Source organism: Amycolatopsis dendrobii (assembly GCF_014145675.1).
Classification (GTDB): Bacteria; Actinomycetota; Actinomycetes; order Mycobacteriales; family Pseudonocardiaceae; genus Amycolatopsis; species Amycolatopsis dendrobii.
The window spans coordinates 190,526-200,836 of sequence record NZ_JACGZW010000015.1 but is presented as its reverse complement, the minus strand read 5'-3'; the positions used below and the strand labels follow the sequence as shown (position 1 = coordinate 200,836).

8 protein-coding genes are annotated in these 10,311 nt (G+C 70.4%); 3 read left to right on the top strand and 5 right to left on the bottom strand.

The features are described from left to right. Positions 1-38 precede the first annotated feature (38 nt). Positions 39-1,637, bottom strand: coding sequence for an IS1634 family transposase (locus tag H4281_RS37185; RefSeq protein ID WP_446680396.1), 1,599 nt, complete (start codon positions 1,635-1,637; stop codon positions 39-41). Positions 1,638-1,772: 135 nt separating this feature from the next. Between H4281_RS37185 and H4281_RS37180 the strand changes: the two genes are divergently transcribed. Beyond that, a complete protein-coding gene (locus H4281_RS37180) occupies positions 1,773-4,370 on the top strand; it encodes a bifunctional FO biosynthesis protein CofGH (RefSeq protein ID WP_182895542.1) in 2,598 nt (865 codons plus the stop codon). Here the strand turns inward: H4281_RS37180 and H4281_RS37175 are convergent, their stop codons facing one another. The 3 genes from H4281_RS37175 to H4281_RS37165 all read right to left on the bottom strand — a co-directional run bounded on the left by H4281_RS37175 (position 4,371) and on the right by H4281_RS37165 (position 7,484). Next, complete coding sequence (locus tag H4281_RS37175; protein ID WP_182895541.1) at positions 4,371-5,336, bottom strand: helix-turn-helix domain-containing protein; 966 nt, start codon at positions 5,334-5,336, stop codon at positions 4,371-4,373. It lies immediately after the preceding gene. A 23-nt stretch (positions 5,337-5,359) separates the two neighbouring features. Beyond that, positions 5,360-6,322, bottom strand: coding sequence for an alpha/beta hydrolase fold domain-containing protein (locus H4281_RS37170; RefSeq protein WP_182895540.1), 963 nt, complete (start codon positions 6,320-6,322; stop codon positions 5,360-5,362). Between the two features lie 100 nt (positions 6,323-6,422). Further along, positions 6,423-7,484, bottom strand: a complete 1,062-nt coding sequence (locus tag H4281_RS37165) for an FAD-dependent oxidoreductase (protein ID WP_182895539.1) — start codon at positions 7,482-7,484, stop codon at positions 6,423-6,425. 117 nt (positions 7,485-7,601) lie between these two features. Here H4281_RS37165 and H4281_RS37160 point away from each other — a divergent pair, with 117 nt between their 5' ends. Both H4281_RS37160 and H4281_RS37155 read left to right on the top strand, forming a co-directional pair. Then, complete coding sequence (locus tag H4281_RS37160) at positions 7,602-8,537, top strand: TetR/AcrR family transcriptional regulator C-terminal domain-containing protein (RefSeq protein WP_182895538.1); 936 nt, start codon at positions 7,602-7,604, stop codon at positions 8,535-8,537. Beyond that, a complete protein-coding gene (locus tag H4281_RS37155; RefSeq protein WP_182895537.1) occupies positions 8,534-8,944 on the top strand; it encodes a hypothetical protein in 411 nt (136 codons plus the stop codon). The genes H4281_RS37160 and H4281_RS37155 overlap by 4 nt, the downstream gene beginning before the upstream one ends. On the opposite strand, the gene H4281_RS37150 is transcribed toward H4281_RS37155, so the two are convergent. Then, complete coding sequence (locus H4281_RS37150; RefSeq protein WP_182895536.1) at positions 8,941-10,272, bottom strand: LVIVD repeat-containing protein; 1,332 nt, start codon at positions 10,270-10,272, stop codon at positions 8,941-8,943. The genes H4281_RS37155 and H4281_RS37150 overlap by 4 nt on opposite strands. Between the last annotated feature and the right edge of the window lie 39 nt (positions 10,273-10,311).

The window sequence follows — 10,311 nt, the reverse complement described above, 5'->3', positions numbered from 1 at the left end:
GGGTTCCCGCACGACCCGCCGCCAGCGCGACGAGCCGCTCACCCGGGCGCGAACCTCTCCAACCCGAACAACTCGAACAACGCCTGCTGCCGCTCCGTCCGATCAGACAGAATCCGCCGCGTCCGAGGCCTCCCCCCGGTAGACCGATGCCGCAGCACGGTCTCCCCAATCCCCCGCAACTGATCCAGCAACTCAGCCACCGACAGATTCATCCCAGCCCGGTCCGCCTCCCGCCGCATCACGTGCGTAACCGTCGCAGCCAGCACCGACACCAACGCATGCACCGCGATCCGATGCGCACTCCACTCCCACCGAGGCGACGGCCCCGCCACCGCGGACCCGGTCAGCCACCGGAACGTCGAGTCGAGATACGTCCGAGCCCGATAAGCGGTAACAACCTCGGCAACCGGCCAATCCCGGTCAGTCACCAAAATCTGCTTGCCAAAAAACTCCTCGGCCAGCCGAGCAACCGCCGCCTCGTCAACCCGCCGCTCCAGCCGCAATTCCCCAGCACGACTCCCGGTAAGCGAAGTATTCAACACCCGCTCCACCCGACGCCCCCGGATGATCCGGGACATCTCCGCGTGCACCTGAGTCCGGTCCCCGCGATGCGTACCGGCCGCCAGCGCAGCCGCCAGCCCGTCCAACTCCCGCACAGTAGTGCTCAATTCACTGGTGAACGCCCGATATTGCGCCGCGTGCAGCGTCGCGGAGTGGAGGAGGATGACGCGTCGGCGGGCACCGTCCACAGTCGCCACAGTGTCAAACGCAGTCAGCCCGACGAACCGCTCCGGATCCACCCGCCGCCGCACCGACGCGGGCCGCGCGAGCAACTCCGGGTGATCCGCCAACGGAAGCGACCCGACAAACCCGGTCCGCGCGCCGAGGTCGAGCTGCGCGGCCTGGCCGGAGTGGAAGACCACCGTGTGCCGCTCCCCCAATTCGGCGGCCAGGGCAGCGAAAGTCGGCGCGTTCTCCCTCCGATAAACCTTGGAAGCCAACGGAATCGCCCCGTCCCGCGTGACGACCAGCCCCAGCCCGGCCAGCACGTCCTGACAAGCCGACGGCATCGTGCAATCCGCGGCGGTGAACGCGGCGAACTGCGCTACATCAACCGCCAGCGCCTCCGTCCCGTCATCGCCCAGAAGCTCCAGAACCGCTTCCGCCACAACAGTTTCCACCCGAGCGATCCGCTCCGGAGTGAGCCGCTGCAGCGCCCGCCAATGCCCAGCCGTCGTGATCGCCCCTTTGGGCGGCCGAGGCCGGACCAGATCCTGCGCGAGGCAGCCAGTCCACCACTCCTCGAACTCCGTCTCCGGCGCGGTCGCCCGATGCAGCACGGCAAGCGCGACATGGAGCCCCAGCGTCGGCCGAGCTCGCTGCGGTCCGGCCACGGAGTCCACGCGCCGGACGAGGTCGAGCCGCTGCAGCGTCCCCCACACGGCGGAAACATCGCCGAACGACCGGTGCCGCGCACCAGCCGCTTCCGGACCGCCGCCTGCCACCGCCGCCGCGATGTCCTCGGCCGTCCCGAGATACCGCTGGCCGACCACGCGCGGCTTGCCGTCGATGCGCGCGGACTCGGCGAAGTAGTAGTACGTCCGCCCGCCGATGCGCTTCCCGATCACTGACGCCACCCTTTAGGTAATACCGTTGCTACCCGTCGCCGACAAGCCCGCAACCTGCGCGAATGATCACTCCGGCCCGGTCGCGCGCACGGCGGCGGGCTAAGAGCTGGCTGGTCGCGGCGGGCGGGTCCTAGCGTGGCGGGAATGGAGCCCGAAGCTGGCGTGACCACGCCCACCCCGTCGGCCATGCGCCGTGCGCTCGCCCGGGCGCGAGACGGGAAGACGCTCGACGTCGCCGAGGCGGCCGTGCTGCTGCACGCCCGCGGCGACGACCTCAAGACTTTGTCCGACCACGCCTCCCGCATCCGCGACGCGGGCCTCGAAGAAGCCGGTCGCGCGGGAATCATCACCTACAGCCGCAAGGTGTTCATCCCGCTGACCCGGCTGTGCCGGGACCGGTGCGGCTACTGCACTTTCGTCACCGTCCCCGGCAAGCTCGAATCGCCGTTCCTGTCGCCGGACGAGGTCATCGACATCGCTCGCAAGGGTGCCGAGATGGGCTGCAAGGAGGCCCTGTTCACGCTTGGCGACCGGCCGGAGGACCGCTGGAAGGCCGCGCGCGAATGGCTGGACGCGCACGGCTACGACGACACGCTGTCCTACGTCCGCGCGATGGCGATCAGGGTGCTCGAGGAGACCGGCCTGCTGCCGCACCTCAACCCGGGCGTCCTGAGCTGGCAGGACTTCCAGCGGCTCAAGCCGGTCGCGCCGTCGATGGGCATGATGCTGGAGACCACCGCGCGCCGATTGTGGAGCGAGAAGGGCGGGCCGCATTACGGTTCGCCGGACAAGGATCCCGAGGTCCGGCTGCGCGTGCTGGAGGATGCCGGCCGCAGCTCGGTGCCGTTCACCACCGGCGTGCTGATCGGGATCGGCGAGACGCACGAGGAACGCGCCGACGCGCTGTTCGCGATCCGCAAGACCGCGCGCGAATACGGCGGCATCCAGGAAGTCATCGTGCAGAACTTCCGGGCCAAGCCGGACACGAAGATGCGCGCGACCCCGGACGCCGACCTCGAAGAACTGGCCGCGAACATCGCAGTGGCCCGGCTGGTGCTGGGTCCGCGGATGCGCATCCAGGCGCCGCCGAACCTCATCGGCGACCAGTACGACCTGATGATCCGCGCGGGCATCGACGACTGGGGCGGCGTTTCGCCGCTCACCCCGGACCACGTGAACCCGGAACGCGCGTGGCCGCAGATCGACCTGCTGGCGCGGCAGACCGAGAAGGCCGGGTACGCGCTGCGCGAGCGGCTGACCATCTACCCGGAGTACGTGAAGCGCGGCCAGCCGTGGCTCGACCCGCGCGTCACGCGGCACGTGGCGGCGCTGGTCGACGCGGAAACCGGGCTGGCCCGCGACGGCGCGATGCCGGTCGGGATCCCGTGGCAGGAGCCGGACGGCGGCTGGCAGGAATCCGGCCGCACCGATCTGCACACCGAGATCGACACCACCGGCCGCACCGAGGACCGGCGAGGCGACTTCGATTCGGTCTACGGCGATTGGAAAGAGATCGGCCGGAAGATCAAGACCGGGCCGCAGCGGTTCGACACCGACATCCGCGACGCGTTGCGCAGTGCGGAAAAGGACCCGGCCGGGCTGTCCGACGACGCCGCGCTCGCCCTGCTGCACGCCGACGGGCCGGAGCTGGACGCGCTCACGAAACTGGCCGACGACTTGCGGCGTGAGGTCGTCGGGGACGACATCACGTTCGTCGTCACGCGGAACATCAACTTCACCAACGTCTGCTACACCGGCTGCCGGTTCTGCGCCTTCGCGCAGCGGAAGACCGACGCGGACGCGTACACGCTCTCGCTGGAGCAGGTCGGCGACCGGGTGGACGAGGCTTGGGCCGCGGGCGCGACCGAGATCTGCATGCAGGGCGGCATCCATCCGGATCTGCCGGGCACCGCGTACTTCGACCTCGCGGCCGAGGTGAAGCGGCGGCAGCCGGACATCCACCTGCACTCGTTCAGCCCGATGGAGGTCGTGAACGGCGCGTCGCGGACGAATCTGTCCATTCGCGACTTCCTGCTCCGGGCGAAGGAGTCCGGGGTGGACTCGCTGCCGGGCACCGCGGCGGAGATCCTCGACGACGACGTCCGCTGGGTGCTCACCAAGGGCAAGCTGCCGACCGACGCGTGGATCGAGGTGGTCACCACCGCGCACGACATCGGGCTGCCGACCACGGCGACGATGATGTACGGCCACGTGGACAACCCGAGCCACTGGGTCGGGCACCTGAAACTGCTGGCCACACTGCAGCGCGAGGGTGTGGAACGCAACGGGCGGCGCGGGTTCAGCGAGTTCGTGCTGCTGCCGTTCATCCACCAGAGCTCGCCGATCTACCTGGCCGGGCTCGCCCGCGCGGGCACGACGCTGCGCGAGAACCGGGCGGTGCACGCGCTGTCCCGGCTGCTGCTGCACGGCACGTTCGACAACATCCAGAGTTCCTGGGTGAAGCTCGGCGAGGAGGGCAGCCGGGCGGTGCTGCAGGGCGGCGTCAACGACATCGGCGGCACGCTGATGGAGGAGACGATCAGCCGGATGGCGGGCGCGGCGAACGGGTCGTACAAGACGATCAGCGACATGCGCGCGATGGTCGAGCCGCTCGGGCGTCCGCTGCGGCAGCGGACCACGTCGTACGGGACGCCGACCGACGAGCGGATCGCCGCCGCGCAGGCATCGGACGGAGTCGCGACGGCGGTGCGGAAGCCGTTGCTGCCGCTGCTCACGCCGTGATCAGCCGGTGCGGTGCAGCCGCCACAGCGCGATAGCCAGCTGCAACCGCAACCGGCCGGCGGGATCGCGCACTGGCCAGCCGAGCAGCGCCTCGGCGTGGGCCAGGCGCTCCTGCAAGGTCGAATGGTGCACGACCAGCGTGTTCGCGGCGGCACGCAAACTCGGAGCGCCCGCTACGGCGGCCAGCGTGGGCAGTACCCACGGGGCGGCCGAGCGGGCGTTCTCCAGGCTGACGACGTCCGCGACCGGTGGGGTACGAGGTCCGACCGCATCGGCGAGCACGGCCAGTCCGCCGAGTTCGGCGTAGTCCACAACGGACGGTCCAGGATCGTCCTCGGCAGCGGTGAACCGGAAAGCCGTCCGGGCTTGCGCACCGGACAACGGCAGGTCGACCAGCTCGACCACGGTGCCAAGGCCCGCCCGGGCGCGCTCCGGCGGAGTCCATTGCGGAGGGACGACCAGCGGGACCGCGTCGGTCACGACAGCTCGCGCGGTGGAGCCGAGGCCAAGGCGATGTGCGGCGCGAAGGCGGGTTCGTTCGTCCGCCGACGCGTCGAGCACCACTTCCACGGACGCCGGATCGACGACCCGGCCGCGGGTGCGGTCCAGCACCGACCGGGCCGCGGCCGACGCGCGCTCCAGCACCATCGCGTCCACCGGGCTCGCCGGGCCGGGCCGTTCCAGCCACAACGCGACCGGCCCGTCCGGACGCAGTGCGGCGGCGGGCCATTCCGGATCGGGCGGTTCGGCTGACGGCACGACGCGCCCGTCCGATTCCACGCGGACGCGCACCCGGCGTTCGTCGTCGGCCAGCCGCGCGGGACAGCCGGACAGCACCGCCGCCCCGCGCACGATCGGCTCCAGCCCCGCGCGGCCCTCGACCAGCCGGTCGAAATACGCGATGACCTTGACCGTCTCGGCCGCGCCGGGATCGAGCGCGCTCAGATGCGTGACCAGCTCCCTCATCGGTCCATCATCGCTCGTCCGGTTCAGCCGAGCAGCCGCCGCAGCCACGGCGTCCGCTCGGCGCGGGCCTGCTGCGACAGCGCCGCCTGCGGAGCCGAGCCGTCGAAGCCGTGGAAAGCGCCGGGCCAGACGTGCAGTTCCGCCTGCACTCCGGACAGCCACAGCCGGTTGGCGTAGGCGATGACCTCGTCGCGGAAGGTCTCGGTGCTGCCGACGTCGAGGAACGCCGGCGGGAGGCCGGACAGGTCTTCGGCGCGGGCGGGCGCGGCGTACGGCGACACGTCCGGGCCGCCGCGAGCATCGCCGAGCAACGCGGTCCAGCCGACGTTGTTCGCGGTGCGGTCCCAGCTGCCCATCTCGGCCATCTGGATCGCCGACGGCGAGTCGTTGCGGTCGTCGAGCATCGGGTACACGAGCAGCTGGCCGAGCAGTTCCGGTCCGCCGCGGTCCCGGGCGAGCAGCGCCGTTCCCGCCGCGAGCCCGCCGCCCGCGCTCGCCCCGCCGATCACGACGCGGGAGGCGTCGAAGCCGTACTCGGCGGCGTGCTTGACGGTCCATTCCAGGCCGGCGTAGCAGTCCTCGACCGGAGCCGGATGCGGGTGCTCGGGGGCGACCCGGTAGTCGACGCAGACGAAGCCGAGGCCCAGTTCGGCCGCGTACTCCTTGAGGAAGTACAGGTCGCCGCCCTTGTGGCCGCCGATGATCATGCCGCCGCCGTGCAGCCAGTACAGCACCGGGACGTCGACCGCCCCGGCCGGCCGCGCGACGATCAGCGGGATCGGGCCGCGCGGACCCTCGGCCTCCGCTTCGGACACTTCGAGGGCTCCGTCCGCGGTGATCTCCTCCAGCGAGATCTGCCGCTTCGCCGCGGCCGCGCGCACCGCCGGGATCGATTCGAGCGTCTTGATCGGCGGACGCTCGGCCGCCAGCACCTCGAGCGCCGCGGCGAGCTCGGGGTCGAACGGGAGCGGCGGATAGGCGGTCATCGCGGGGGCCTCCAAGGGATCGGGGTGCTGGCCCCATCCTCGCCGCCCGGGAGCCGGACCGGGCCAGCCGGGCGGCGGGAATCTCCCGCCAGGTGGCGGGTCAGCGGGTCAGGCTGATCGCGTTCTTCGCCCGCTCGACCGATTCCTCCGACGCGGGCCCGGCCGCGTTTTCCGTGGCCAGCGCCTGGTTCAGCTCGACGAACGGGCGCATCCGGGTCTCGTAGTCGGCGAGACTGTCGGCCAGGATGTACGCGCCGACCAGCGCGAGGCTCGTGCCCTGCCCGGACAGCACGGACGCGCAGTACCCGGCGTCGCCGACCAGCGCCACCCGGCCGGTCGTCCAGCGGTCGAGGCGGATCTGGAGCATGGCGTCGAAGAAGAACGTCTCGGCTTCCTCCATGGCTTTGACCAGGTCCGGCACCGGGCCGCCGACCTCGCTCAGGCGTTCCGCGACGAGTTTCTTCTGCTCCGCGACGTCCCGGATCTCGCGGTACTCCGGTTCGGCGAAGCCGAGCGTCACCCGGATCGCCTCGTTGCCCGGCACCGGGTAGACCGCGCCGCCGGCGCCCTCGCCCTGGAACCAGATCTGCCAGTCTTCGAGGCCGATCGTGTTGGCCGCCGGGAAGATCGCCAGGTACTGGCCGAGGTAGCGGCGGAACTGGTCCTCCGGGCCGAAGGCGAGCCGCCGGACCGCCGAATGCGCGCCGTCCGCGCCCACGATCAGGTCGAACGTGCGCGGTTCGGCCTTGGCGAACTCGACTCGGCCGGACTCGGCGTCGAGGGCGGTGATCTCGTCGCCGAAGCGGAACTCGGCGCCGGCCGCGTCGTGCAGCAGCTCGACCAGCTCGTCTCGGAGGATCTCGACGTCCTCGCTGTCGAGCCGTCCGCTGCTGTAGGCGCGTTCCTCGGAACGGAACACCTCGTTGCCGGACGCGTCGAGCATCGACATCCCGCGCATCCGCGTGCGTGCGGCGCGGACCTGCTCGCCAAGGCCCATCCGGTCGATGACCTCCAGCGCAACCCCGCGGATGTCGATCGCCTGGCCTCCGCTGCGCAGCCCCTCGGCGCGCTCCACGACCGTCACGTCGTAGCCGTTGCGGCGCAGCCAGTAGGCCGACGCGCACCCAGCGACTCCAGCGCCGCAAACCAGTGCTTCAGGCATGTCCTCACCCCTCAGTACGGTGCATCATTACCCTGATGAACCTGCCGTGAGCTGGCTTCCGCCGCCAAAACTGACCTAGTACAGATGACCCGCTGACCTAGTACAGACAGGACCTCGATGCCGACCGAACCGCCGTACCTCCGCATCGCCGCCGCGCTGCGCGAAGAGATCTCGCAGCTGCCGCCGGGCGCGAAGGTGCCTTCGACGCGTCAGCTGGCTTCGGCGCATGGTGTCGCGAACGCCACCGCGGCCAAGGCGCTCGACGTTTTGCGCCGCGAAGGCGTGATCCGTGCCGAACCGCGGTCGGGCCATGTCGTCGCTGGCCAGCACGCTGAGGTCGAGTCGAAGCGTCCGGTGCTGTCTCGGGATCGGTTGGTACGCGCGGCAATCGCGATCGCCGACACGGAGGGCGTGGCGGCGCTGTCGATGCGCGGGCTCGCCGCGCGGCTGGGCGTTCCGGCGATGGCGCCGTACCGGTATCTGTCCGGAAAGGACGAACTGATCTTCCTGATGGCGGACACCGTCTACGGCGAAACCGGTTACCCGGCACGGGAACCGGAGGGGTGGCGGGCGCAGTTGGAGCTGGTGGCGCGCACGCTGTGGTCAGTGCACCGGCGGCATCCGTGGCTGGCGCATCTCGTCCCGCTCACCCGGCCTTGGCCGCTGCCGAACCTGGCGGCGCACAACGAACGCGCGCTGGCCGCGTTGTCGGTCTTCGGGCTGGACGCGGCTGACCTGTGCGATCTGAATGTGCTGTTCTACAACCACATCCAGGGCACTGCGATTCATCTGGAACGCGAGCGGCACGCGATGGGGACGACCGGGATCACCGAGGACCAGTGGATGGAGAAGCAGGCGCGGGGGTACGCGGCGCTGACCGGTTCGGGGCGGTATCCGGTGCTGGCGCGGATGGTGCGGGACCTCGCCGAGGAGGGGTACGACCTCGATCTGGACCACTTGTTCGAGATCGGGCTGCAGGCGCTGCTGGACGGGCTGGCTGTCCGATATCCGGTTGGCGGGGCGGTTTCCGGGCGGCAGGATCAGGGATCGTGAACCGCCTCCGCCTGGTCCCGATGGTCCGCGAGCGCCGGAAATACCAGCGTGCGCGCGAGTATCTCGACTTCGAGGTCGACGGCGCCAGCGTGCGCGGCTTGGCCGACACCGGACTAGACCTGATCTCAGTGCTGGCCACCGATCGCCCGCGCGACCCGCTGCGCGTGGCACGCGTGCTCGGCGAGGCGCCGGGCGACGCGCCGGACGGCAGGGTGCTGCTGTACGTCTGCCCCGAATGCGAAGACATCGAGTGCGGCGCCATCGCCGCGAAGGTCTCGCGGCGCGGGGATCTCATCACCTGGCGAGACTTCGGCGTACCGGAGGAAGACGAGGCGGCCAACGAATTCGCCGAGCACGCGGTCACCTTCTCCGCGCGCGAGTTCCGCCGCGAACTGGCCAGCCGCTAAGCAGTCAGCTTCAGGATGTCGATGCCCCGCTTGTTGTCCGCCACATACACGTACCCGTCGTGCCAGTACGGAGCCCACGAAGCCGCGTCCGCCGGGCGGAAGTAGGCGATCTGCGTCGGGTTCGACGGGTCGCTCACGTCCAGGAATCGCGTGCCCTGCGCGTAGAACGACTGCACCAGCACGTGCCCGTGCAGGTCGAAGTAGTGCGCCGAGCAGTCGTCGGACACCGGGTCGCTGCCTTCCTGCCCGGCGACGCTCCAGGTGCCGACGCTGCGCATCCGGAACGGCTTCTCCGGCGTGGACCGCCAGCCTTCGCCCTGGTACGAGCCGTCCAGCGCCGAAATCGTCAGGACGCCGTCGCCCGCGCAGCCGGGGAGGAAGCTTTCCTCGGTGGCGTACACGAGGTCGTGTCCGCGCCAGGCGCCGTCGTCGCGGGAGCCGACCGGGTGGAAGCTGTTGTGCAGGAACTTCGACGGCGCGGCGGTTTCCGACACTCCGCCGCCCGCGTACGGCACTGGCTTGAGCGCGCTCGCCCAGCGGTAGCGGTTCAGCACCGGGTCGCGATGGAGGCCGGACGTCCAGTAGCCGCGCACGCCGCCCTTGCCCGACACCCACGCGACGCCCATCTTGTCCACCTGCACGTCGTGCACGTAGTCGGTTTTGCCGTCGTTGCGGGCGAGTTCGATCGGGTCCGGATGCACCTTCGGGTCGCGCGGGTTGCGCACGTCGGTGACCCAGATCGGCCTGCCGCCCCAGTCCGCGGGCTGGTCGTCGGCCTTCGCCGGGCCGCCGGTCCAGAGGTAGCGGCAGTCGTCGACGCAGCTGGTGGTGTGGCCCGCCGGAACCTTGACGTAGCTGAGGATCTCCGGTTTCTCCGGACGCGCCACGTCGACCACGTAGATGCCGGACTCGCCGGTGTGCGTGTTGCCCTTGAACGCGCGCGGGTCGCGGGAAAGGAACACGAGCTTGCGTTTCGCGTCGACCTCGGTGTCCTCGGTTTCCCACAGCCCGGGCAGGCTCAGCTCGCCGATCGCGCGCGGCTTCGCCGGATTGTCCGTGAGGTCGTACGCCTTCAGGCCGAACTGGCCGGACACGACCATCACGTCGCGTTTGCCGTAGCTGAGGAAATTCGCCGAAATAGCCCCTTGCGCGTCGGGCACGTTGCCGACCGGCCGCACGCCCTTGATCGCGCCCGGATCGCCGAGGCTGTGCTTCGCTTCGGTGACCGGCTTGTCGTCCTCGCAGGCCGCGGCGGGCAATCCGGTGGCGACGAGAGTCGCCGCCGCGGTCGCGATCGCCAGTCCGGAACGAATCCACCAACGGCGCACGCGAAACCTCCAGGAGACCCCAGTGTGACTGAAGTACTT

Excerpts from the sequence above, each read along its gene's own strand:
- H4281_RS37180 (WP_182895542.1), top strand. The coding sequence starts at position 1,773 with ATGGAGCCCGAAGCTGGCGTGACCACGCCCACCCCGTCGGCCATGCGC.
- H4281_RS37175 (WP_182895541.1), bottom strand. The coding sequence starts at position 5,336 with ATGAGGGAGCTGGTCACGCATCTGAGCGCGCTCGATCCCGGCGCGGCC.
- H4281_RS37170 (WP_182895540.1), bottom strand. The coding sequence starts at position 6,322 with ATGACCGCCTATCCGCCGCTCCCGTTCGACCCCGAGCTCGCCGCGGCG.
- H4281_RS37165 (WP_182895539.1), bottom strand. The coding sequence starts at position 7,484 with ATGCCTGAAGCACTGGTTTGCGGCGCTGGAGTCGCTGGGTGCGCGTCG.
- H4281_RS37160 (WP_182895538.1), top strand. The coding sequence starts at position 7,602 with ATGCCGACCGAACCGCCGTACCTCCGCATCGCCGCCGCGCTGCGCGAA.